Annotated in this window: 18 protein-coding genes; 2 read left to right on the plus strand and 16 right to left on the minus strand. The window is 71.7% G+C overall.

Features of this window, described 5'->3' with window-relative positions; genetic code table 11:
* Window positions 1-45 precede the first annotated feature (45 nt).
* From O7607_RS29805 to O7607_RS29850, 10 genes are all read right to left on the minus strand, one after another.
* Window positions 46-1,239 (minus strand): hypothetical protein, encoded by a 1,194-nt coding sequence (locus tag O7607_RS29805; protein ID WP_269706779.1) that lies wholly within the window; start codon window positions 1,237-1,239, stop codon window positions 46-48.
* Window positions 1,226-1,759, minus strand: a complete 534-nt coding sequence (locus tag O7607_RS29810) for a SigE family RNA polymerase sigma factor (RefSeq protein ID WP_120570384.1) — start codon at window positions 1,757-1,759, stop codon at window positions 1,226-1,228. The genes O7607_RS29805 and O7607_RS29810 overlap by 14 nt, the downstream gene beginning before the upstream one ends.
* A gap of 96 nt (window positions 1,760-1,855) precedes the next feature.
* A complete protein-coding gene (locus tag O7607_RS29815; protein WP_269706780.1) occupies window positions 1,856-2,674 on the minus strand; it encodes an endonuclease/exonuclease/phosphatase family protein in 819 nt (272 codons plus the stop codon).
* Between the two features lie 124 nt (window positions 2,675-2,798).
* A complete protein-coding gene (locus O7607_RS29820; RefSeq protein ID WP_269706781.1) occupies window positions 2,799-4,754 on the minus strand; it encodes an elongation factor G in 1,956 nt (651 codons plus the stop codon).
* A gap of 225 nt (window positions 4,755-4,979) precedes the next feature.
* Window positions 4,980-6,422, minus strand: a complete 1,443-nt coding sequence (locus tag O7607_RS29825) for a pectate lyase family protein (RefSeq protein WP_433495820.1) — start codon at window positions 6,420-6,422, stop codon at window positions 4,980-4,982.
* Window positions 6,423-6,485: 63 nt separating this feature from the next.
* Entirely contained in the window at window positions 6,486-8,141 is a 1,656-nt protein-coding gene (locus O7607_RS29830; RefSeq protein WP_269706782.1) for an RICIN domain-containing protein, read from the minus strand.
* 56 nt (window positions 8,142-8,197) lie between these two features.
* Window positions 8,198-9,709, minus strand: coding sequence for a family 43 glycosylhydrolase (locus O7607_RS29835; protein ID WP_269706783.1), 1,512 nt, complete (start codon window positions 9,707-9,709; stop codon window positions 8,198-8,200).
* 57 nt (window positions 9,710-9,766) lie between these two features.
* A complete protein-coding gene (locus tag O7607_RS29840; RefSeq protein ID WP_269706784.1) occupies window positions 9,767-11,221 on the minus strand; it encodes a family 43 glycosylhydrolase in 1,455 nt (484 codons plus the stop codon).
* 255 nt (window positions 11,222-11,476) lie between these two features.
* Complete coding sequence (locus O7607_RS29845) at window positions 11,477-11,929, minus strand: OsmC family protein (RefSeq protein ID WP_269706785.1); 453 nt, start codon at window positions 11,927-11,929, stop codon at window positions 11,477-11,479.
* Window positions 11,930-11,938: 9 nt separating this feature from the next.
* Window positions 11,939-12,736, minus strand: coding sequence for a TIGR02452 family protein (locus O7607_RS29850; RefSeq protein ID WP_269706786.1), 798 nt, complete (start codon window positions 12,734-12,736; stop codon window positions 11,939-11,941).
* A gap of 276 nt (window positions 12,737-13,012) precedes the next feature.
* On the opposite strand from O7607_RS29850, the gene O7607_RS29855 reads away from it, so the two are divergent.
* Both O7607_RS29855 and O7607_RS29860 read left to right on the plus strand, forming a co-directional pair.
* Window positions 13,013-15,295 carry a fibronectin type III domain-containing protein gene (locus O7607_RS29855; protein WP_269706787.1) on the plus strand — a complete coding sequence of 761 codons (2,283 nt, stop codon included), beginning with the start codon at window positions 13,013-13,015 and terminating at the stop codon, window positions 15,293-15,295.
* A gap of 11 nt (window positions 15,296-15,306) precedes the next feature.
* Complete coding sequence (locus O7607_RS29860; protein WP_269706788.1) at window positions 15,307-16,017, plus strand: hypothetical protein; 711 nt, start codon at window positions 15,307-15,309, stop codon at window positions 16,015-16,017.
* 59 nt (window positions 16,018-16,076) lie between these two features.
* Here O7607_RS29860 and O7607_RS29865 read toward each other — a convergent pair whose 3' ends face one another.
* Genes O7607_RS29865 through O7607_RS29890 form a run of 6 tightly spaced genes read right to left on the minus strand, consistent with a single transcriptional unit; the run spans window position 16,077 to window position 23,317 of the window.
* Entirely contained in the window at window positions 16,077-17,357 is a 1,281-nt protein-coding gene (locus O7607_RS29865; RefSeq protein WP_269706789.1) for a sensor histidine kinase, read from the minus strand.
* Window positions 17,357-18,028, minus strand: a complete 672-nt coding sequence (locus tag O7607_RS29870; RefSeq protein ID WP_269706790.1) for a response regulator transcription factor — start codon at window positions 18,026-18,028, stop codon at window positions 17,357-17,359. Before O7607_RS29870 ends, O7607_RS29865 begins: the two co-directional genes overlap by 1 nt.
* Window positions 18,029-18,080: 52 nt before the next feature.
* The gene (locus O7607_RS29875; protein WP_269706792.1) at window positions 18,081-19,349 is read right to left on the minus strand and encodes a cation:proton antiporter; all 1,269 of its coding nucleotides are present in this window, start codon (window positions 19,347-19,349) and stop codon (window positions 18,081-18,083) included.
* Entirely contained in the window at window positions 19,346-20,677 is a 1,332-nt protein-coding gene (locus O7607_RS29880) for a cytochrome P450 (RefSeq protein ID WP_269706793.1), read from the minus strand. Before O7607_RS29880 ends, O7607_RS29875 begins: the two co-directional genes overlap by 4 nt.
* Complete coding sequence (locus O7607_RS29885) at window positions 20,674-21,750, minus strand: alpha-hydroxy acid oxidase (RefSeq protein WP_269706794.1); 1,077 nt, start codon at window positions 21,748-21,750, stop codon at window positions 20,674-20,676. Before O7607_RS29885 ends, O7607_RS29880 begins: the two co-directional genes overlap by 4 nt.
* Before the next feature lies 1 nt (window position 21,751).
* Window positions 21,752-23,317: an NAD(P)-binding domain-containing protein gene (locus O7607_RS29890; RefSeq protein ID WP_269706795.1), complete on the minus strand. Its 1,566-nt coding sequence runs from the start codon at window positions 23,315-23,317 to the stop codon at window positions 21,752-21,754.
* Window positions 23,318-23,323 lie beyond the last annotated feature (6 nt).

The following is a 23,323-nucleotide window of genomic DNA, read 5'->3' on the forward strand; positions in this document are numbered from 1 at the left end:
GGGAGCGGTCCGGCCGCTCCCACCGTCACCGGGTCGTTCCGGCGGTCAGGGGGTCAGGGCGTCCCCGGCGGGCGTCCAGGTCGACTCGTCCCGCACGTCGTCGGCGACGGTGATCCCCTGGGCAATCTTCAGCAGCTCGGCCTGGGGCAGCCGGCCGCCGACGCCCTCGGAGCTGACCTGGACGACGACACTGCCGTCGACGCTCCAGATGTTGCAGAACCCGCCCCGGCGGGCCGCCCCCGGATAGCACTTCGTCGCACCGGGCTCCGGTGACTGGTTGGAGCTGGTGCTCGGCGTGACGAAGATGTGGAACCCGTCCCTGATCGCGCCCTCGACCGAGTCGAACGGCGCGGTCAGGCCCGAGGTCGGCAGGGGCGGCCTGGTGTACGTCGCGCCGCCGTAGTCACCGGCGCGGGCGGTGGCGATGCCGCTCAGGCCGGGCAGGGCGTGCGTGCCCACCTGGAGCGGCACGTAACCCCGCGGCAGGTAGCCCACCGTGAACGGCAGCGGAGCCGGCGTCGGCCCGGCCGGCTTCAGGCCCGTGACAAGGCCACTCAGGTCGCGGAAGCTCGGCGACGCTTCGTCGCCGGAGATCGCCGTGACGACTGCCCAGGCGTTTTTCGCGTATTGCCAGGCGAAAAGCTTGTTGCCCCTTTCCGGCGGCTGGGTCGGGTCGAGGGCGTACGGCAGCGTCGCCTGCACCGCCCTGCGTCCGGCCACCATGACGTTCCGCCCGCCCTTGATCGCGGCCGGGGCGAAGGCGCCGGGCCGGTAGACGGTCAGGTAGGCCCAGAGGCTCGGCTTCGCCCCGGCGGCCGTCGTCTCCTGCTGCATCGACTCGGCCTCGTCCGCGGTGACGGGCCTGTCGTTCGAGGTGTGCCGGTCGGAGTAGACGGGGGCGATCTGGTACGCGGTCGACACGACGATCGGGTCCTGCACGTGCAGCGTGCCGGCGTCGTACCCGGTGAAGGTGAAGGTGAACGGCGAGGCGTCCGGCCAGGGGCTGACGCCCGGACGCGGCGCCTCGGACAGCGTCGAGGAGGTGCGCCTCGCGTCCAGGACCGGCACCGTGATCGCGGAGGCGACCGCCACCGCGACGAGGCCAGCCGCGCCGGCTGTCGCGAACCGGTTCCGGCGGCGCCGCTCGGCGCGCCGCCCGGCCGCGACGATGTCGTCGACGGTACGGCCCATCGGCGGCTCGTCGCCGGTCACGGCGTCCACCAGTTCACGCAACTGCATTCGTCCACTCCTCCATCGGCCTGCCGGTGAGATTGAGGTGTTCGCCGCCGAGTGACTCGCGCAGCTTCGCCAGCCCACGGGAGACCTGGCTCTTGGCCGTGCCGACCGTGCAGTCGAGCACTGCGGCCGTGTCCTCCAGGCTCAGGTCCAGGTAGTGCCGGAGCACCACGGCGGCCCGCTGCCCCGCCGGGACGGATTCGAGCGCCGCCCACAGGCGCATCCGCTCGTCCGTCACCGCCGCCGTGTCCCGTACCGCGGCGTCCGGCACGGCGTCGCCGGCCGACCGCTCGCGCCGCCAGGGCCGGCGGGTCTCGTCGATCGCAGCCCGGTAGACCATGGTCTTGACGTAGAGATCGGGCCGCTCCAGCTTCCGCCAGCGTGGATAGAGCTTGACCAGCGCGTTGGCCACGGCGTCCTCCGCGGCGTGCCAGTCGCCGCAGGTCATGTACGCCAGCTTGCGCAGGGACGCCATCTGTGACGTCACGAACTCGCGGAACGCTTGTTCGTCTTCGGCTTTCAATCGACTGCCTCCTCGTGACGGAGGTAGAACGGCTGCGCCCGCCCGCGAAGTTGCACGGACCGCGGACCAATTTCGCCGCGCGTCCGGAGACCTCGGTCAGTACCGTCCCGGTGGCGGCACCGGCCACGAACGGATCATGGTCGCCACCAGCGCCGGATGGTCTGTCGCCCCGCGCATGTCCACCGCGCGGCGGCAGCAGATCGTCACGCCGCTCGACGCCAGGATCTGCTGGCGGCCGCCGTCGTCGATCCGCCGGTAGCCCACCGGCACGCACGACCGCACGTCCGGCATGCCACCGGCCCGCAGGTTCAGGTCACCGCCGAGGACGGTCGGCGCGCCGACGGCGTCGCCCCGGACCCCCGGCACCACGGTGCCGAGCAACTGCCCGCACTGGGCCAGCGCCACCGGGCCGCTGGTGTTCGCCAGGTGCGTCGTGCACGCGTGCAGCCCGTCGGCCCGGACGCAGAGCCAGACCCGCTCCTCGGGGTCGTTCAGGTCCTGCGCCGGATAGGTCCCCCGGTGCACCGACGGCCGCGCGTCGCGGGCGTCGAGGCGGGCCAGCAACCCGATCCCGTACGGCTCGCCGTTGTTGCACCGGGTGGGGCCGCCGGAGGGGCGGTCACCGGCGGCCTGGAACGCGGACACCGTCGTGCCACCGGCACGGGCGGCCCGCAGCGTACGCTCCAGCGTCGGCACGTCGTCGCGGCAGATCTCGTTGAGCGTGACCACGTCGGGCAGTTCCGCGGCGATCACGTCGGCGGCCTGCGGGACGGCCCGGCCGGTGTAACAGCCGGCCCGGCCGCTGTTGCAGAGGTTCATCTGGAGCACCCGCAGCGTTCCCGGCCCGGTGCCGCCTGCCGTCGCCGACCCGGCGGGCAGCCCGGCCACGACGAGCAGGCACACCACTGCCAGCACCCGGCGGACTCGCGAGGTGCGGTGAGTGGCCGGCTGCGGGGACAGCGGGGCTCCAGCGGATGCGGGCGGCGGCGGGCGCGGTGATCCTATCGCCGGAGCGTGCCCGTCGCCGCCCGGCCGGCACCTACCTGGGTACGTCCCGGAACCACGCCTCCCGGTCGTCCGGGTCCGGTCCGCGCCGGGGCAGCGCCGGCGGTTCCTCGCCGGTGACCGGCGCGTAGTGGTCGAAGGTGGTGGTCAGGACCGCCTCGCCGCCGGTGAGGTCGGGCAGGGCGGCGACGACCCGCGGCACCCGGGCGGACGGCAGGGTTCCGCTCACCTCCAGGTAGCCGCCGACGACGGCGGTGTCGTGGACGACCGCGCCGAGCCGGCCGAGCAGCGCCAGCACCGTCTCCACCGCGTGCCGGGGCAGGTTGACGTCGAACCGCTCGATCGGCTGGCACACCCGAGTACCGGCCTGCCGCAGCGCGGCGGCGACCACGACCGGGGCGAGGTTGCGGAAGTCCGCCGCCACCGTCGAGATCGACTTGTCGAACTTCTGGTGCGGCCTGCTCTGCCGGGGCCAGTACCGGGAGGCCGTCATGGTGACGGTGCAGTCGGTGACCGGCCAGCCGTGCCGGCCCTGCCGCAGCGCGGCCCGTACGCCCTCCTCGGTGGCGGCGACGAAGGCCGGCGGCAGCCGTCCCGGCTCGATCCCGGGACGGAACTCGATGCCGTGCCCGGTCGGCGCGGCCTCGATGCGCAACCCCAGCCCGGCCAGGTACGGGTTGCCGCGCTCCCGGACCCGCTCCTGCGCGGTGCCGGTGCCGGCGACCCGTTCGATGCAGGCGGTGAGCGTGCCGGAGAACCGCACCCGGACGCCGTACCGGTCCTCCATCAGGGCGGCCAGCACCTCCTTCTGGACCTCGCCGTGCAGGCGGATCACCGCCTCCGCCTGCTGCTCGTCGAGGCGCAGGTCCACGAGCGGGTCCTCGTCGACCAGTTCGGCCAGCCCGGCGAACATCGCCAGGCGCTGCTCCGGTTCGACCGGTTCGACGACCGCCTGCCGGGTCGGCGGCGGGAACCGGTAGCCGTGCCGCCGGGGCGGGTCGCCGATGTGCTGGCCGATCCGGGCCGGCACCCCGCGTACCGCCGCGATCTGGCCGCCGGAGACCGACGGGCGCACCTGCACGCCGGTGGGCTCGATGACGGCGATCTCGGTCACCGGCTCGGGGCGGCCGCCGTCGAGCCGTACCCGGTCCCGTACCCGCAGGCGCCCGGACCACAACCGCAGCCAGACGCGCCGGCCGTGCCCGTCCCGGTCGACGGCGAAGACGGTGCCCGACGGCGGGCCGTCCGGCGCGTCGCCGTACGGCAGCAGGTCGGCCAGGACGTCGCACAACTGCCGTACCCCGGTGCCGGTGATCGCCGAACCGCACACGGCCGGGATCAGGTCGGCGCCTCGCACCGCGCGCCGGATCGCCCGCCGGACGTCGCGGACCCGGACCGGCCGGTCGGTCAGCCAGCGCGCCGCCACCGCGTCGTCGACCTCCGCCACCTCCGCCACCACGGGCTCGGCGGTCAGGTCCACGGCCCGCGCCCGCGCCTCGCGTGTGCCCTGGCCGGAAACGGTGGTGAGCGGGACCGGCCGGGCCCCGAGCCGCTGCCGCACCTGGGCCGTCACCCGGTCGACGTCGGCGCCGCCACGGTCGACCTTGTTGAAGAAGAACACAGTCGGTACGCCGATGCGGCGCAGTGCCCGCCAGATGGCGACAGTCTGCGGCTGGACGCCTTCCACGCTCGACACCACGAGCACGGCGGCGTCGAGCACGGCGAGGGAACGCTCGACCTCCGCGATGAAGTCGGGGTGGCCGGGGGTGTCCAGCAGGTTGATGCTCAGGTCGCCGATGGCGATCGACGTGACGGCCGCCCGGATGGTGATGCCACGGCGGCGTTCCAGCTCCATCGAGTCGGTCCGGGTCGTGCCGGCGTCGACACTGCCCGGCTCGGTCACCGCGCCCGCCTCGTAGAGCAGGCGTTCGGTCAGGCTGGTCTTTCCGGCGTCAACATGGGCGACGATTCCGAGGTTCAACAGGGCCAAGGCGGAGCTCCACGGTAGGACGGGCAAGGGTCCGAAGCGTGGAAGCTGCTCGCATTGTCTCTCCTGGTCCTCGTCGTGACGGCGGCGCTCGCCGCCGGTGTGCGGTTCCACCTTGCCCGTCCGCCGCGACCGCCACCACCGATTTCGCGGCCGGAGGCCCGTCCGGGCCGGCCCCGGGTTCGATTCCGGAGCCGGCCCGGCCGGTGACGCGGTGGGGTGCGGGGGTCAGACGCTGATCCGGCCCGCCCCGGCGCCCGCGGTCACGACTGCCTTCACGTTGCAGGCGGTGTCCAGCGTGTACGGGTACGGGATGCCGGCGACGCTGCCGCCGGTCTGCCCGGCCCCCGAGTTGACGAAGCAGTTGTTGCGGGCGACCAGGGAACCGGGACCGGACGAGCCCTCACCACGGTGGTAGGGGTCGGCCGTGTTCTCGAAGTAGTTGCCCTCGACGAGCACCCCGGCGTTCATCGTCGACGCCACGCCGTAGCCGCCGACGTTGCTGTAGAGGTTGTTGTAGACGTGGACGGGGTTGCCGAAGCGCACCCGTGGATGGCGCTGGTTGGAGCCGTCGAACCAGTTGTGGTGGTAGGTGACCCGCAGGCGCCCGGTGTCCTGGCTGCCGTTGTCGTCGCTGTGGCCCAGCAGCATCGACTTGTCGTGGCCGTAGACACGGTTCCAGGACACGGTGACGAAGTCGGAGCCGCGCTTGATGTCGACAGCGCCGTCGTACCCGTTGGTGAAGCTGTTGTGGTCGATCCAGATGTTGGTGGCCGACTGCTCGACGTTTATCGCGTCATCGCTCCAGTTGCGGAAGTTCAGGTTGCGGACGATGACGTTGCGGTCGCCGTTGACGGTGAATCCGCAGCCGGAGATCGTGGCGCCGGCGTTGCCGAGGATCGTCTTGTTGGAGCGGACCCGCAGCATGCCGGAGCAGGAGATCGTGCCGGACACCCGGATGACCGCGGCGCTGGACGACCCGAGCGCGCTGGACAGGGCGGACGCGCTGGTAACCGTGGTGACGGCGGCGTTGCCACCGCCGGTGGTGCCACCGTTCTGGGTGGCCCAGCCGACCAGCCCGGTCTGCGGCGTCCCCGGGCTGCCACCTCCGATCGGGACGAGCTGCCACTGCTGGTTCCACCCGTTGAGGTCGGCGTACTGGGAGATCCGGCCGCCGTCGGCGGTGGACCACTCCCAGACCTCGAGCGCCTTGCTGGAGTGCCTGTTGATCAGGCGGACATGGCCGCCGTCCGAGTCGAGGACCTGGAACTGCTGGTTGGTCGCGTTGAGGTCGGGCCACTGCCGGAACTCCGCGCCGTCGGCGGTGTTCCATTCCCACAGGTCGACGACCTTGCCGCTGTTGCGGTTCTGCAGCCGGTAGTAGCCGCTGCCGGAGCTGACGAAGCGGAACTGCTGCCAGGCGCCGTCGTTGCGGGACCACTGCTGGATCACCGCGCCGTCGGCGGTCGAGGTGTCCCGGACGTCGAGGACCTTGCCGCTGTTGCGGTTGACCAGCACGTAGTACGCGTTGGTGTCAATCGTGGCGGCCTGCGCCGAGGGCGACGCGACGACCGCGCCGACGCCGCCGACGACGAGGGCGCCGGCGGCGGCGACCAGGGCCCGCCAGCGGTGCCGCCGGCGCCTTTCGGGGGTGGTGAGAGCCGTTGTCACGGGAACTCCTCCGGTGGACGGTGGTGGTGGGTGGGTGGGTGGTGCGGGGGGTGCCTGCGGCGCTCAACACCAGTTCAGCGTGGAGTTGATCCGGGTGACGTTGCTGATCGTGTTGTTCGCGCCGCCGCAGGGACTCTGGGTGATGTTCGTGTTGGTGACCGTCAGGTTCTGGAAGCGGATGCCGGAGGAGATCGGGAACTCGGTCCGGGAGGCGATGCGCACCTCGCCGCCGCCGGTCACCGTGCCGGACACCCCGGCGATCGTGACGTTGTAGCAGTTCTCCACGAGGATCGAGTTGTTGCCGGTGTTGGAGATCGTCACGCGGTCGATGACCGCGCCGCCGGACTCCGACACGCAGAAGATCCCCCGGCCGCCACCGGACGCGATGACGGTGCCGACCCGGATGTTCGTCGGGTACGAGCTGCCGATCCGGCCGTTGCGGTTGGCCATCCGGAACGCCGCGTACCCGGTCCCGGTGCCGGCGCCCTGCGCGTCGACGGTGCCCACGGTGGCGTTGATCGTGTCGTTGAGCAGCAGACCCGAGTAACCGGTGTTGCGTGCGGTGACGGTGCCGATGGTCAGGCCGTCCACGCCGTACGTCTCGACGCCGTGCGCGCCGGTCCCCGACACGTACACGGTGTCGATGCGCACGTTGCGCACCTTGACCGCCCGGTCGCCGCCGTGGTTGTCGATCCGGATCCCCAGACCGCCGGACAGCCGCATGTCGATCTGCCCGAGCGTCAGGTTGTTCACGTTGCGCATGAAGATCCCGTACAGCGGCGCACCGGTGAGGGTCAGGTTCTGCACCTCGACGTCGGTCGTGCCCCGCGAGTAGACGGGCGCGTAGTCGCCCGACCCCGAGCCGGTCACGTTGATCGTGCCGCAGACCGCGAGCGTCGTGTACGACGGCAGCGACAGCCGCGAGCCCGCGCTCATCGAGCCGGAGCCGCGCACCACCACCCGCTGCTTGGCGGTCCGCCCCGCCGACAGGGAGTTCACCGCTGCCTGCATCGCGGCGAGCATGTCCCCGCCCGAGTACACGGTCGACGATCCGTTGCGGGCCGTCCAGGTGCCGCCGTTCAGCACGGCCTCGGCCTGGTAGGAGCCGCTGCCGCATCCGGTGGACGGCGGCGGCGTGGTCGGCGTGCCGCCGGTGCCCACCCGGACCATCTGCCACTGCTGGTTAGTGCCGTTGAGATCGGTGTACTGGCTGATTCGGGCGCCGTCGGCGGTCGACCTCTCCCAGACCTCCAGGGCCTTCCCGGAGTGCCTGTTGATCAGCCGGATGTAGCCGCTGTCCGAGTCGAGGACCTGGAACTGCTGGTTGGTGCCGTTGAGGTCGGGCCACTGCCGGTACTCCGCGCCGTCCGCGACGTTCCACTCCCACAGGTCGACGACCTTGCCGCTGTGGCGGGCCCGCAGACGGTAGTAACCGCTGCCGGAGGAGACGAACTGGAACTGCTGCCACTCGCCGTCGTTGCGGGACCACTGCTGGATCGCCGCGCCGTCGGCGGTCGAGGTGTCCCGCACGTCGAGGACCTTGCCGCTGTTGCGGTTGACCAGCACGTACCAGGCGCTGGTGTCGATGGTGGCCGCCTGCGCCGGCGGCGCGGCCACGACGGCGACGCCGACCGCGGCGGCCAGCGCCGCCACCAGGGCCAGCGCCAGTCCGGCCCGCCGGCGGCGTGCGGGCGGCGACGTCACTGCGGGGTTGAGCATCGTTCGACCTCCGAGAAAGGGGTACGCCGGGTCCGGCGCAGCGGTTGTCGGGGCGCCTACTCCAGGTGGAAGGTGGCCGCGGCCCGGTCGGCACTCGTGCCCACCGTTTCGAGGTGGAGCGGTCCGTCCCGGTGGCGGACGTACCGGCCGCTGTAGTTCTGCGATTCGAGGGAGAGCCCCTCGGCGGCGGCCAGGCCCGCACGGCGCTGGAAGCTCGCGTCGTTGTCGAACAGGACCGAGCCGTCGTCGCGTTCGACGTAGAGGGCGAAGGCCCGGTGCCGCAGGTAGTAGCCGGGGAAGTTCGTCGACTCCAGCGACACCGATCCGCCGCCGGCGAGGCCGGGGACGATGCGGAACTGCGAGTCGGCGAGGTTGGTGACGTTCGGTTCGACCCGGGCCCGGTAGTCGTAGTGCCGGACGTAGCTCGTGCTCAGGTCGTGCGAGCGCAGCCGGACCGGGGTGGCCCCGTCGGGTACGGGGATGCCGAAGTTCGGGGTGCCGTCGGCGTTCCAGTACAGCTTCTGAATCCGGGTGCGCCGGTTCGGGTCGTTGAGCGGGTCGCCGCTGATGTCCCGGTAGTTGCGGTCGTGGTAGACCAAGATGTCGCTCTGCCCGTCCTCGGAGACGGTGAAGGAGTTGTGCCCGGGGCCGTACTGGCCGGTGGCGGCGTTGCTGGCGAACACCGGGGTCGGGCTCTTGCTCCAGGAGGCGGGGTCGAGCAGGTTCGCGCCGGCCGACGCGGTGAGCATGCCGAGGCAGTAGTTGGCGTCGGTGGCGCTCGCCGAGTAGGTGAGGAAGACCCGGCCGTTGCGCTGGATCACCGTCGGGCCCTCGGCCACCCGGTAACCCCGGGTCTCCCAGTCGTACGCCGGGACGACCAGCCGGGCCACCGTGCCGGTGATCTGCCACGGGTTGGCGCCCATACGGGCGAGGTAGACGTTGGAGTTGGTGGAGATGCCGGGCTCCTGCTGGGCCCAGGTCAGGTACCGCACCCCGTTCACCACGAACGTCGAGGCGTCCAGACTGAACGTGTCCCACGGCGTGGTGATCCGGCCGCGTTCGGTCCACGAGCCGGTCAGCGGGTTGGCGCTCGCGTTCTCCAGCACGTACATCCGGATCCGCCACACGTCGTCGGTGCGTCCGGCGGCGAAGTAGACGTACCACCTGCCATTGATGAAGTGGATCTCCGGGGCCCAGATGTGGGCGCCCATCTCTCCGCTGGTGTGCCGGCGCCAGATCGTCGTCTCCGTGGCGGAGGCCAGCCCTTGGAGCGTGGTGGCCCGCCGCAGCACGATCCGGTCGTACTCCGGCACCGTCGCGGTCATGTAGTAGTAGCCGTCGGTGTGCCTGACGATGTGCGGGTCGGCGCGCTGGTTCACCAGCGGGTTGGTGTAGTTCACCGCCGGTGCGGCCTGCGCGGGTCCGGCCACCGGCAGGCCGGCGGTCACGGCGAGCGCCGCAAGGGCGCTGGCCAGCATCGGCCGCAGGCGTCGGCGGGCGGGGGCGTCGGCGGGCGCCGCGCCGGCCCGTCGGCGGTGGGCCGTGCGGAGCAGGTGTCGAATCGGCATGTGCCCTCCCAGGTGGGCCAGGTCGACGGTCGGCGGCGGGGTGGTCCGGGTGCCGGGTCAGTAGACGTAGGGCCAGGCGGCGGCGTCGTAGCCGATGCGGTTGACGCCGAGCAGCGACGCGCCGTTGTCGGCGTAGTAGTGGTAGAAGAGGACGTCGCCGTCGGTGTCGGCGAGGACCGCCTGGTGGCCGGGCCCGTGCACGCTGCCGTGCGAGGCCAGGATCTGGGTGCCGCCCCCGGCGAGCATGTCCCGGCCGGCGCGGTCCACGAACGGCCCGGTCGGGCTCGCCGAGCGACCGACCATGATCCGGTACGTGCTGGCGGCGCCCTGGCAGCATCTGTCGAACGAGACGTACAGGTAGTACCAGGCGCCGCGCTTGACCAGGACGGGCGCCTCGATGCCGGGGCCGTAGTTCGCGAGCGCGTACACGGCGGTGCCGAGCCGGCGTCCGGTGACCGGGTCGATCGGGATCATCTTGATGCCGGACCAGAACGAGCCGAAGGTGAGCCACCAGCGGCCCTGGTCGTCGACGGTGAGGTTCGGGTCGATGGCGTTGAAGTCGTCGGTGGTCCGCGACTCGACGACCAGCCCTTCGTGGGTCCAGCTGCCGGCGGCTCCGGTGGTGCTGGTGGCCAGGAAGATCGCCGAGCGGTTGGAGCCGAAGGTCGAGGCCGAGTAGTACAGGTGGTAGCGCCCGTTGCGGTACGACAGGTCGGGTGCCCAGAGGTTGCGCGCTCCCCCGGTGTACGTGGTGGTCCACGGCGCGCCACCGGGAAAGACGGTGCCCGCGTTGCGGAAGGCGATCCGGTCGGCGGAGGTCTTCAGCGCGATGTCGTCACCGGTGTGTGCGACGAGGTACGTGCCGTCGGGCCGTTTGACCACCGTCGGGTCGTGGACACCGATGTCGCCGGTGACCCGGCCGGGCTGCGGGTAGGCCGGCGCCGGGGTGGTCGGTGCCGGGCTGGTGGGTGTCCCGGCGCCCAGCCGGATCAGCTGCCACTGCTGGTTGGCGCCGTCCAGGTCGGAGTAACCGGCCAGCCGCCCACCGTCGGCTGTCGACCAGCCCCACACGTCGACGACCTTGTTCCACTGCCGGTTCACGAACCGCACGAACCCACCCGCGGAGTCCTGCAACCGGAACTGCTGGGTGGCCGAGGACCGGTCGGTGGACTGCACGAGCTGGGTGCCGTCGGTGCCGCTCGGCAACTCCAGCACCTTCCCGCTGTGCCGCGACCGCACCTTGTAGAACCCGCCACCGGCGTCCACGAACTGCCACTGCTGCACCGCGAGGTCGTTGCGCGTCCACTGGTTCACCGGCGCGTTCTCCGCGGTCGACCAGTCGTACAGGTCCATCGCCTTGCCGCTGTGCCGGTTCACGACCACGTACGACGCGGTCGTGTCGACCGTCGCCGCCGACGCGGGCGGCACCCCGGCCAGCACTCCCGCGCCGAGTACCACTGTCGCCGAGAACACCGCCGCTACCGTCCGCGTCGTCTGAGCGGTCCCTGCCACCGAAACCTCCCGCGCTTGGTCGCCTCCGCTCCCGGGATCACGAGACGGGGCGAGCGATCATGGCAGCGGCGTTACGTCCGGGTTACCAGTCATGTTTTCGATAACATAGACGGCTGTCAAGGTGAGCGCGGGGCTGAAGCCTTCCGGATGGCCTTCTTGGGTCGAACGGCCGCGCATGCCGGAGCGCCGCGCTGGTGTGTGGTTAGCGTTAACAGACCCCGCCGGTCGGGTCGGGCGGCGTCGGACTTTCCTCGGTCACCGCGACTCGGCCGGGCCCGGGTCGCTCGCGTCCACCATGGTGACGGGGGTGCCCAGCTCCACCGTGCGGGACACGGTGCAGAGCCGGTCGTGTGACTGCCGCAGCGATCGGGGCAGGACCTCGCGGGCCCGGTCACCGTCCGCACCTGCCGGAAACTCCACAGCGAAGGTGACGGTGAGGTTCTGCATCCGGTTGCCGGCTTCCGGGTCACGGATCTTGTCACCGCTCACCGTGACGGCGAACCGGGCCGGTTCGGCACGACGGCTGGTCACCAGGTCGACGTCGACTGCGGTGCAGCCGCCGAGCGCCGCCAGCAGCAACTCCACCGGCGTGAAGGTCGCGTCCTCCCCCGTACCCATCGACAGCTCACCGCCCCGGGAGTTGCGCACGACGTACCTGCCCACGCTGGTGCGCTCGATCTCCACCGACCGGAGCGTGTCCTCACTCATGCGACGAACCTACCGAAAACGCTCCGCGAAGGTGCGGTACACCGGTGTCGCCGGCAGCCCGTCGCGAACGGCGAACACCACGAGGTCGAACCGGTCGACCACCCGGAGCGCGTCGGCGAACGCGCCGGCCACCACTGCCGGGTCGTTGCGGAACACCCCGCACCCCCACGCGCCCAGCACCAGTGTCCGATGCCCGTGCGCGGCCGCCACCTCCAGCACCCGCAGGGCCCGCCGGCCCAGCACCGCCGGCACGTCCGCGGCGTGCTCCGGCTGGTTGCGCACTATCGCGCCCAGGTTCGGCGCCGCCGCGGTCAGGAAGGACGTCGTGTACGGCCGGTCGAGCAGGTTGCCCTTGTCGTCGCGGAACACCGGCACGCCCGGGGACCAGACGACCCGGTCGCTGTAGCGCAGGTCCCGCTGCCCTCTGTGGAAGGCGTAGAAATCCGGGGCGGCGAGCAGACACGGGTACAGCGCCGACGAGCGGGCGATGCTCTTCTCCTGCGCCGTGGCGCCGCCCAGGAACCCGCCACCCGGGTTCTTCGCCGACGCGAACACCAGACACGCCGCGCCGGGTCCGAGCCGGCGGGCGGCCTGCAACGTCGACTCGTACGTCACCTCCACGGCGCCGGCGCCGGGCTTCGCGCCGTCGGCGTGCAGGACCTCGTCCGGCAGGTGCTCACGGGTGCCGTCGACCGCGGCGCGTACCGCCGCCTCGATCGTGATGTCCTCGCCGGCGGTGTTGCGGTAGCGGCCCGACTCGGCGATCGCGACCGTCTGCCGGGCGATCTCGCGGAGACGGCTGCTCATCCGGCACGCCCGTCGATGTCGTGCATGAGCGGCAATCTAGGCAGCCCTCACCGGACGGGCAACCGATTAGCGACCCCCGCTCCGGCCACGTCACCTGGTGCGACCGGGCGACGAGGGGGCACCACGATGGACCGTGCCTTGCTAATGTCCGCCCAACCATTGATTGGCGTCATTCACACGGGGGTAGGCATGGCCAACCATGGGCACGACAGGCATTTCAGCAGATTCATACGAGCTACGGCACTCGCCGTCTCGCTCATCCTCCCCGTCGGCCTGGTGAGCCAGCCGGCTGCCGAGGCGACTCCGGCCGAGCAACTTCCCGCGTGCGCGGACCCGTCGGTGCCGGAGGACGTCAACCACGCCTCCATCCGGCTCGAAGGGCCGACGACCGGGACCGAGGTCGCGGTCGACGAGCACGGGAAGATCGCTCTCAACGGCTTCCTGCACAAGAACGCCACCATGGTCGACGTCTCGATCGGCCGGCTGACCACCACCGACATCACCCTCGGGCCGCCGCCGGCCGGGGTGTCGAACTGGTCGGCGTCGTGGACCGCCAGTCTTCGCCCGGCGGAACTGGGCGAGAACGAGGTGTGCGCCCGTGCCGAGCGCGAACCCGGACGCTACGCCCGGATCCTGCGGTCCGTCACCGTGGTGGACCTGCTCCCGCCGAGCGCCGTCCCGGGCCTGACCGTCGGCGCGATCACGGCGACCTCGGCCAAGGCGACCTGGGGCGAGGCCACTGACAACTACGGCCTTGCCGGGTACGAGGTCACCGTCGACGGCGGGACCCCGCACCGGACCACCATCGGCACCCGGTCGTACTCCATCACCGGGCTGTCGCCGTCCACCGACCACACGGTGTCCGTGGTCGCCGTCGACCTGGCCGGCAACAAGTCCCCGACCCGCGCCACGGCGTCCTTCACGACGGCCGCCGCCCCGCCACCACCGGATCCCGATGCCGACCTGGTCCTCGACCCGGAGCAGGGTGCCGCCACAGCAACCTGGCAGCCCGACCCCGCGACCGAGAGCAGCTACCGCGCCTACCTCGACGGCCAGTTGTACGACGAGTTCTCGCTGACCCACTTCTGCCAGGACGCCGACGGCGATCCGGCGAACCCGTGCACGGCGGAGAACAGCATCGTCCTTCCGATCGGCCCCCTGGAGGAGTACACGCCGTACACGTTCCGGGTCGAGGCGCTACGCGCCGACCGCACGGTGGCCCGTGAGCTCTCCGCCGACTTCACCACCATGATCAATACGGACGAGGTGTCTCCCGCCGCCACCCAGCAGGCGGCAAGCGAAGGCTCTCAGTGCGCCGGGAGCGGCGGAGACTTCTACCTCGCTGCGGACTCGCGTACCAGTGTCACGGTGCCGGCCGGCAGCACGGAGCTGTTCCCGGGCTGCTACACCGTCTCGAACGACAGCTGCCTGGACGCCTTCCTACCGCCGTCCGGGGAGAAGCTCGTCAAGTGCGCGGACAGCCTCACCCAGCTTCTCTTCTCGGCGGCGCCGCCCGGCCGTGGTCCGGTGATCTCCTCGGTGGCCCCGGCCCCCGGTCGCGTCTCGACGCTGTTCGACCCGGGCAACGCGACGATGCCGATCACCTGGTGCGCCCAGAACACCACCACGTGCACGCTCGTGCTGGCCCCTGCGGCGCAGGCCGTCCGGCTCGTCGCGGTCGCGCCCGCTGCCGCCGTCGGCACCTCCTGGGTCGTCGTCGCTCTCTCGGGCATCGGCGTCGGACTCGCGCTCTGGGCGCTGCTCGAGATCCTCTTCCCCGGTCAGATCGGCATCCACGGCATCCTCGAGTACCCGATCCGGCACGACACCGACTTCGACACGTTCGAGAACTGGGGCGCGGACGAGGGCGAGTGGTACAACAGCTTGAAGATCTACGCGGAGGTGATCAAGACGACGAAGCTGGTGGCCGACCGGGACGGCATTCCCTTCGCCTGGACCAACGCCGAGGACGGCCGGCTCAAGCGGATCATCGATGCGGCGTGCACCGCCCAGCGTGGCACCCAGGGTACGGCCGGCTGCGACAACGGCTTCGCCGTCTACGTCCCCGGTGGCGTGTCCTACGACCTCCGGCCCATGAAGGAGACCGGGACCCACATCGTGACGGCGATGGGTGACGGTGGATATCCGCAGCCACCGACGCGGGCCCAGTGGTTCTACCCGGCTCGCAGCCAGGGCGGTCGGGCCGCCATCGACGCCGGCTATCCACGCCGGTGGTTCAACACCCATTTCACGCCGAACGAGTGCACCGGGCGCGCGCCGGGAACCGTGTGCGACGAGTTCCCGTTCTGGGTGACCAACCAGGCGGTGAACCTGTCGGGCGAGCGCGCTTCCCTGAAGCCGGTTCCACCGTCGGAGTCGAGCCCGCAGGGCACCGAGATGTCGGCGTTCTTCCGCAAGTGCGAGGTCGCCGACGGAGAGCGGTTCATCGTGCTGCCGGTGAAGCCGTGGGTCGCGGCGAACGGGCCGAGCTTCGGGTTCCGGGTCAGTGAGGGCGGGGCCAGCATGTGCATGAGCCCCAAGCCGGCGGCGGCTCCCTGATGCTCGACGACATGCGCGTACTGCGTGACGCCGTCGCGGAGTACCGTGCGGCGGCGACCGCGGCCGGCCTCGACTGGCCCGAGCACGCCGAGGCGCCCGCCGGGCAGCCGCCCGGCTCGGTCTACCGCATTTTCGGCGTGGACCACGTCGCGGAGCAGCTGACCTGGTTCCAGTCACAGAACTGGCCGCCCCGGCGGCTGCTCCCCAACGGCGGTTGGATCATGCCGTGGCCGGCCGACGGGGGCGAGGAACTCGACAGCCTGGCCATCTCGATCGGCACGCCGTTCCCGTGGCGGCACCAGGTGCGGTTGTTCAACTTCGAGGATCTGGTCTACACGTTCGTGCTCGCCGGCGACCACGAGGGCGAGATCTGGCGTTACGAGTTCACCCCCGACGTCTGGGGTTCGGCTCGTGCCGCCACCAGTCTCGCCGCGCTCTTCACCGGCTGGACGAAGGGCATCGCCGCCGGCGCGGTCGTCCACGACGACCTCAACGGCTGGCTTCTGCTGCGGGACGACGGGCCGGACGAGGTCGGCATGCTCCGGGAACGGGTTCCCGACGTCGATTTCCTGACCTTTCCGGTGTACGTGGCGGACGAGTCACTGCTGCGCGCGCGACAGCGCGAATGCGGGGTCGACATGGACTGCATCGAGCGGGGATTCGACTGCTACGAGGAACTGTCCGACACGGTGCGGGCCACCCGGAGGTCGCTCGGCATCTGACCCTGCGCCGCCGGCCCAGGCATCGCCCGGGCCGGCGGCGATCTCGTCCCGTCCGGCGCTCACGTACCGGCACCGAGCTGCCACACCCGGAGGTTCCTGATCCGCGCGGCCCTGCCCGGGACGCTCGGCGATCGCCCCATCGGGAGACGTACGGTGAAGCGGGCTCCCCGCCCCGGGCTGCCCTCGGCCTCGATCGTGCCGTGGTGGCTCGTGACGACCTCCTGGAGCAGGGCCAGTCCCAGGCCGAAGCGTCGGTCCCCGGCGCCCGCACCCCTGTGGAACCGGTCGAAGATCCGCCGGGCGTCCGCCTGGTCGAAACCCTTCCCAGTGTCGGCGATCACGAACTCGGCGACGTCGCCGTCGGCCCGGAGCGTCACGTCGATCCGGCCTCCGGCGGGGGTGTGGGCAAGCGCGTTCGCGAGCAGTTCGCCGACGACCCGGCGCAGGGCCGACTCGACACCCGGCACCGGCAGCGGGTCGCCGGGTGTGTCCAGGGTGAGGGTGACCTGCCGTTCGGCGGCGCGGTCGCTCTCGGCGGCGACCGTCGTCCCGATCAGCGTGGTGAGGTCGACGGGCGGGTCCGGTTCCCGGTCGGCGGGAGCGGCGGCGAGCCGGGCCGAGAGCAGCAGGTCGTCGACGATCTCGCCGAGCCGGCGGGTGGTGCCGATCAGCCGTTCCAGGTCGTCGAGGTTCGTGGGGGCGCCGTCGTGGCGCGCGCGCCGCGCGATCAGCTGGGCCCGGGTGTGCACCTGGGCGATCGGCGTACGCAGTTCGTGGCTGGCGTCCGCGACGAAGCGGCGCTGCCGGGTCAGCGCCTCCGCGAGTGGTGCGACGGCCCGGCGGCCGACGAGCACACCGGTCAGCACGGCGGCGAGCAGCCCGGCAGCCGCCGCGAGGCTAAACGCGAGCAGGAGGTGCCGGCGGTCGGACATCTGGAACCGGGCGTCGAACACCGCCTGGACCACGTGGTCGCCGCGCGCCTCGGTGCGTACGTGGTAGGTCGTGCCGTTGCGGGCGACGGTGGTGACCTCGGTGGCCCGGGTGGTGGCCACGGCGTCCAGTGTGTCGCGCATCGGGAAGCCCGGTGGCGGCGGGTTCGCGCCGGTGCGGACGGTGGTCCCGTCGTACTGGAAGATCCAGCTGCAGGCGGGCGGGCCGGCGACCGTCCCGTGTTCGGTACCCCACGCCAGCTCCCGATGGATCTGCGCCTCCTGGCCGCGGACTAGGACCGCGTACGAGATGCCGCCGGCCAGCAGCAGCAGGCCACCGATGGTCAGGCCGACGAGAAGGCCGATCCGTAGCCGGGCCCGTCTGACGATCGCCTGCTCGGCCGCCTCCATCAGAGGGTTCCGAGCCGGTAGCCGAGACCGTGCACGGTGCGTACCACCGCGCGGCCGAGCTTGCGCCGGAGGTAGTAGACGTAGGTGTCCACTATCGACGCGGCGGCGGCCTCCTCGAAGACCTTGCGGCGCAGCACCGCGCGCGGATGCACGGTGCTCGGCCGGGCCGCCAGCACCCGCAGCAGCTCGAACTCGCGGGTCGACAGCGCCACCCGGGTGCCGTCGGCCAGCACCGCCTCGCGTGGCGCGAGGTCGAGCAGTCCGGCCCCGATGCGCAGCACGTCCGTCGGCTCGGGCCGGCGCCGGCACAGCGCCCGGACCCGGGCGCTCAACTCGTCGAGGTCGAAGGGCTTGACCAGGTAGTCGTCGGCGCCCGCGTCCAGCCCGGCGATCCGGTCGTCGACCGTGCCGAGCGCGGTCAGCATCAGGGTCCGGGACGGGACCGCCCGGGCCCGCAGCCGGGCGACCAGGTCCAGGCCGTCGAGCGCCGGCAGCATCCGGTCGATGACCATCACGTCGTACGAGCGGGTCAGGCCGAGATGCAGCCCGCGCTGGCCGTCGAAGGCCTGGTCGACCAGGTAACCTTCATGGCCGAGCGTCTCGGTGAGCATCTCGGTCAGATCCGCGTCATCCTCGACCAGCAGCAGCCGGTTCGATCTTCCGCCCCGCATATGTTAACGATCCCATAGATGTGGATCGATGAGACCATCGTTATTTGCTTCTTCAACTATCTGAAACCGCGAGCGCGGGTGTGCGGACGGTTTCGGGCTGCCGGGCCTCCCGGCGCTCGATCCAGCTCAGTGCCGGTGTCGTCATCAGCGTGGTGACCAGTGCGACGAGGACCAGCACGGTGAACAGGGCCGGGCTCACGATGCCCGCCTCCAGCCCCACGTTCAGCGCGATGAGCTGCATCAGGCCGCGGGCGTTCATCAGCGCGCCGACCCGCAGCGCGACGCCCGACGGCTCGCCCCGGAGCCGGGCCGCCGCCCAGCAGGCACCGAACTTGCCGGCGATCGCCGCCGTCACACAGGCCAGCGCGAACAACAGCACCGGCGGCGAACCGAGCAGGCCGAACTCCGTGCGCAAGCCCGAGTAGGTGAAGAACAGCGGCAGGAACAGCGTCGCGGCGACCGGGGTGAGCGTGTCCACCACCTTGTCCGTGTTGTCGGTGCGGGGCATCACCACGCCGACCGCGAACGCGCCGAAGACCGCGTACAACCCGATCTCGTCGGTGTACCAGGCGACCAGGAACAGCAGCGCGACGGTGCCGAGCAGCCGGGCGCGGTCGTTGAGGGCACGGTGGGTCATCAGCGTGGCAGCGGCCGTACGTCCGCCGAACCAGAGCACCAGCCCGAACAGGACCGCTCCGCCCGCGGTGACGATCGCGGGACCGGCCCGGCCGGACGCGACAGCCAGCACGGCGGCCAGCATGATCCAGGCGACCACGTCGTCGATCGCGCCGCTGGCCAGGGAAAGGGTGCCGTGCCGGGTGCCGGCGTGCCCTTTCTCGGTGATGATCCGGGCCAGCATCGGGAACGCGGTGATGGCCAGGGCGACGCCGACGAACGCGGCCGAGACCCCGAGTGACGTCCCCTCGGCCCGGATCGGCACGGCGCCCGCCGTCACCAGGACCAGCAGCACCCCCAGCAGGAGCGGCGCGGTGACCCCGGCGAGGGAGACCACTCCGGCGGTGCCGGCCAGCCCGGTGACCCGGTGGGCGCTGAACGCGTACCCGGCCTGGAACATGAACAGCACCAGGCCGACCTGACCCACGACGTAGAGGATCGGAAGCAGGGGGGCCGGGAACAGGGCGTTCTGCACGTCCGGCAGGAGGAGCCCGAGCAGCGACGGGCCGAGGAGGACGCCGGCGAGCATCTCGCTGACCACGGCGGGCTGGCCCGCCTTGCCGAGCAGCCAGGCGACCCCTTTGCAGAAGATCAGGATCACCGTGACCGCGATGAAGAAGCGTGGTGCCAGCTCCGTTGGTGTCATCGGACAGCCCTCTCGAAGTAGTCGGTGCACAACCGCTGCCGGCGGGCGTCGACCACCATCCAGGTGCCGAACACCAGTTGCCGGAGGCTGCGGCCCACGTCGGCCCACCGGTCCCGCGACCGCATCGCGGCCAGCCGCAGCCGCCCCGGGCCGGTGAGCCCGGCCGGTGTCAGATACGCCGGGCCCCGGCTCGGCAGGGACCGGGTGTGTGAGGCCGACGAGGTCAGGAGGTACCGGCGCAGCACCTCACGGGTCGCGGCGCGCATCATCACCGGCGCCACGCCGCGGGCCGGGCAGGCCCGGTTGGCGGTGACGCCGTACGGGATGAAGTGCGCGTCGCCGCGCTTGAGCGTCAACCACCGGTCCGGGTCGAACAGGTCGCCGGCGGCGGCTCCGCCGCGGTGGAACGCCAGGTAGTTGAAGAGCAGTACCGTCCCGGTGGGCAGGGACACGCCGGTGGGCAGCGTGATCGGCGCCGACGTGATCCGGTGCGCGACGCCGAAGAGCGGATGCACCCGCAGCGTCTCGTCGACCACCCGGTCCAGCGCCTCGTCGTCGTCGAGTCCCCGCTGCAGGTCGGGACGGGTGGCGAGGGCGAGCAGCACGTGCGCCATCGCCTCGGACATCTGCACGATGGCGGTGTTGAAGAAGGCGCCCTGGAGATACCAGGCCGTCTCCTGTGTGGTGAACGGCGGCGGCAGCGTCACCGGGCAGGTCCCCGCCTCGATCCGGTCGTGCAGATACGCGGTCAGCCGCTCGCGCCGCCGCATGTGCCGCAGGCCGGTGCACTTCAGCCCGTTCACCACGTCCTCGGCGTTGGCGACGATCAGCGCCCGCGCGTCCGCCGGGCACGTCTCGCCGAAGACGAGTTCGTAGTAGACCTCGGCCCAGACCGGCATCATCAGATCGCGCAGCCGGACGTGGCTGGTCCGGTCGGCCGGCAGCCGGTCGAGCGCCCGCCGGGTGGCGGCGGTCGCGAGGTCGTCGCAGCGCCGGCGGCGTACCGCGAGCACCCGCCGGGTCGTCGCGGCCACGGTCCGGTAGCGCTCGCCCGGCTCCAGGTGCTCCTGGTGCATGTGCGGTCCGGGCGCCAGCCAGTACCAGAACAGGTCGGACAGCCCGGCGCCCCGGCTGCGCCCGTCCGCCGCCGGATCGGAGTACACCCGCTCGAAGTGCTCCATGCCGACGGTGGGGCCGGGCACCGGTACGCCCTCGGCGCCGTTGACGGTGACGAACACCCACTCCCGCAGCCGGACCACCGTGCGGGGCAGCCAGTACGGCAGGGTCCACGCCACGCCGACCCCCGCCAGGACGATCAGGACGCTCATCCGTACGCCACCGTGGCGACCAGGTCCCCGCCCAGGTCGGCCGGCCCGGTGACACCGGCCAGCGCCAGCGCCCGGTCGAGGTCGGCGCGCAGCAGGTCCAGCACGTGGCGTACCCCGGCGGCGCCGCCCACCGCGAGGCCCCACAGCACCGGACGGCCGACGAGCACCGCCGTCGCCCCGAGCGCCAGCGCCACCAGGACGTCGGTCCCCCGGCGGACGCCGCCGTCCAGCAGCACCGGCAGCCGCCCGCCCACCGCCTCCACCACGGCGGGCAACGCGTCCAGGGTGGCCAGCGCCCCGTCGAGCTGCCGGCCTCCGTGGTTGGAGACCAGCAGACCGTCGACGCCGTACGAGACGGCGAGCGCCGCGTCCGCCGGATGCAGCACCCCCTTCAGCAGGATCGGCAGCGTGGTGACCTCGCGCAGCCAGGCGATCCGGTCCCAGTCCAGCCCGGCGTCCATCCCGATGTCGCGCACCCGGCCGCTGGCGTCGCGCATGTTCTCGCAGGCCATCCCCGGCGGCAGGTCGGCGAAGCCGTGCCGCAGATCGCGTTCCCGCCGCCCGAACACGGGCGAGTCGACGGTGACGACCAGGGCGGTGCAGCCGGCCCTCTCCGCCCGCCGCACGACCGACGCGGTGAAGTCGAGGTCCGCCTGCGGATAGAGCTGGAACCAGAGCGGCCCGCCTTCGGCGGCGATCTCCTCGACCGGCCGGGTGGCCGCCATGCTGACCACCATGATCGTGCCCGCCTCGGTGGCGGCGCGTGCGGTGGCCACCTCGCCCTCCGGGTGGGCCAGCCGGTGGAACGCGGTCGGCGCGATCAGCACCGGCATCGAGATCCGCGTGCCGAGCAGCGAGATCCGCAGGTCGCGGTGGCCCGCGCCGCGCAGGACGCGGGGCACCACGTAGCGCCGGGCGAAGGCGGCCTCGTTGGCGCGTACCGTGCGTTCCTCGCCTGCTCCACCGGAGTAGAAGTCCCAGTACACCGGGTCCAGGCGGCCCCGCGCGTCGGCTGCGAGCTCGGCCAGGTTCAGCGCCGGCCCGTCCAGCGCCGTGCCCTCCGACGGGCGCATCTCAGCTCTCGACTCGGCTCAGGCAGCAGTCGACGAACGCGACCAGCGGCGCCACGTGCGTCTCCGGCCGGTCCCATCGGTTCTCCAGGTTCTCCGCCAGGTGGTGGGTGGCGACGACCTGGCCCGCCCGGTGGTGGCGGACGACCGGATGCAGGTAGGCGGCGTCGTGGGCCTGGCCGGGTACGTCCTGGGCGACCCGGCTGACGGTGATGTCGAACGGGTCCACCCGGTCGTGGTCGGGGCCGTACTCGAGGGTGACGACGAAGGCGTCCGTGTAGTCGTGGTCAGGGGTACGCAGGCCGGTGCGGGTGAAGTACTCGACCGGCACCTCGTCGTGGTAACGCGCGTCGGATCCGGCCACCGTGACCACGTCGCCGAGGAAGCCGAACTGCTGCCACAGGGCAGAGGTGCGGTTGACCCGCGCGACGACGGCGCCGGCGATCGACTCGCCGGTGGCGTCCAGCTTCTCCGCCGGCCACGGCGTGTCGCCGTACCGCCGTTCCAGGATCCGGTGCAGCGCCCGTACGGCGTACCGGAAGCCGTGGATGAAGCCGCTTGTCGAACGCTTGAAGTCCCGTTCCTGGCTGATCGTGCCGGCGAAGTACAGGCCGGGGACGTTCACCGACTCCCACTCCGGGGTCTGCGCCGGAAAGCGGTCCCTGATCGCGAGCGCCGGACGGCAGGTTTCGTCGAAGACGGACGCGTCGAAGGCGAACCCGGTGCAGGCGAGCACCCGGTCGTACCACAGCTCCTTGACCACCTCGTCGGCGCGGGAGAACGAGAACGTCACCTTGTATCCGGTGCCGTCGCGCTCGATGCGCTTGACGTCACCGTCGAGGATCGCGTTCGCCGACTTCAGCTGGTAGGTGTCCAGGAAGTTGTTGTTCACCGCGCGCAGGTGCCCCACGTAGTGGGTGCGCCAGGCCATCCGCACCGAACTCGGGCCGGCGACGTGGATCAGCGTGGTGGTCTCCATCAGGCTGTCCGCGGTCTCGAACGCGGAGTTCCCCTTGCCGATGATCAGCACCTTCTGGTCGAGGTAGTCGCGCGGGTCGACGGACATCTCCGCGTACTGTTCGGCCAGTTCCAGCCCGGGGATCTCCGGCCGGTACGGCCGGGAGACGCCGGTGGCGACGATCAGCCGGCGCGCCCGGAAGACCTCCTCCCCCGCCCGGACCTCGAACACCCCGTCGACCTTGCCGACCGACGTCACGCGGCAGCCGTACCGGACCCGTGCCCCCGTCTTCGCGGCGAAGTCCGCCAGGTAGCGGACCATCACGTCGGCGTCGGGGAAGTACCGCTCGGTGTAGCCGGTGAATCGCAGCGCCGGGTCGTCGCTGAGCAGCGAGTTCCAGTCCAGCCGCAGGTTCAGCTCCGGGTCGTCCGAGCCGGTGTGCGGCTTGTTGATGGAGATCAGTTGCCGGTGGCGGGGAAAGGTGGCGAAGAACGCCCCCGGAATGTCCGCCTGTTCCAGGACCAGATAGTCGCGTCTGCCGTCGGCCTCCAGCAGAGCCGCGAGTTGCAGGCCCGCCGGTCCGGCCCCGACGATCAGGTAGTCAAGCGTCATGTGCGT

It is taken from the genome of Micromonospora sp. WMMA1949 (assembly GCF_027460145.1).
Lineage (GTDB): Bacteria > Actinomycetota > Actinomycetes > Mycobacteriales > Micromonosporaceae > Micromonospora.

Excerpts from the sequence above, each read along its gene's own strand:
- O7607_RS29805 (WP_269706779.1), bottom strand. The coding sequence starts at position 1,239 with ATGCAGTTGCGTGAACTGGTGGACGCCGTGACCGGCGACGAGCCGCCG.
- O7607_RS29830 (WP_269706782.1), bottom strand. The coding sequence starts at position 8,141 with ATGCTCAACCCCGCAGTGACGTCGCCGCCCGCACGCCGCCGGCGGGCC.
- O7607_RS29835 (WP_269706783.1), bottom strand. The coding sequence starts at position 9,709 with ATGCCGATTCGACACCTGCTCCGCACGGCCCACCGCCGACGGGCCGGC.
- O7607_RS29845 (WP_269706785.1), bottom strand. The coding sequence starts at position 11,929 with ATGAGTGAGGACACGCTCCGGTCGGTGGAGATCGAGCGCACCAGCGTG.
- O7607_RS29850 (WP_269706786.1), bottom strand. The coding sequence starts at position 12,736 with ATGAGCAGCCGTCTCCGCGAGATCGCCCGGCAGACGGTCGCGATCGCC.
- O7607_RS29860 (WP_269706788.1), top strand. The coding sequence starts at position 15,307 with ATGCGCGTACTGCGTGACGCCGTCGCGGAGTACCGTGCGGCGGCGACC.
- O7607_RS29865 (WP_269706789.1), bottom strand. The coding sequence starts at position 17,357 with ATGGAGGCGGCCGAGCAGGCGATCGTCAGACGGGCCCGGCTACGGATC.
- O7607_RS29870 (WP_269706790.1), bottom strand. The coding sequence starts at position 18,028 with ATGCGGGGCGGAAGATCGAACCGGCTGCTGCTGGTCGAGGATGACGCG.
- O7607_RS29875 (WP_269706792.1), bottom strand. The coding sequence starts at position 19,349 with ATGACACCAACGGAGCTGGCACCACGCTTCTTCATCGCGGTCACGGTG.
- O7607_RS29880 (WP_269706793.1), bottom strand. The coding sequence starts at position 20,677 with ATGAGCGTCCTGATCGTCCTGGCGGGGGTCGGCGTGGCGTGGACCCTG.
- O7607_RS29885 (WP_269706794.1), bottom strand. The coding sequence starts at position 21,750 with ATGCGCCCGTCGGAGGGCACGGCGCTGGACGGGCCGGCGCTGAACCTG.
- O7607_RS29890 (WP_269706795.1), bottom strand. The coding sequence starts at position 23,317 with ATGACGCTTGACTACCTGATCGTCGGGGCCGGACCGGCGGGCCTGCAA.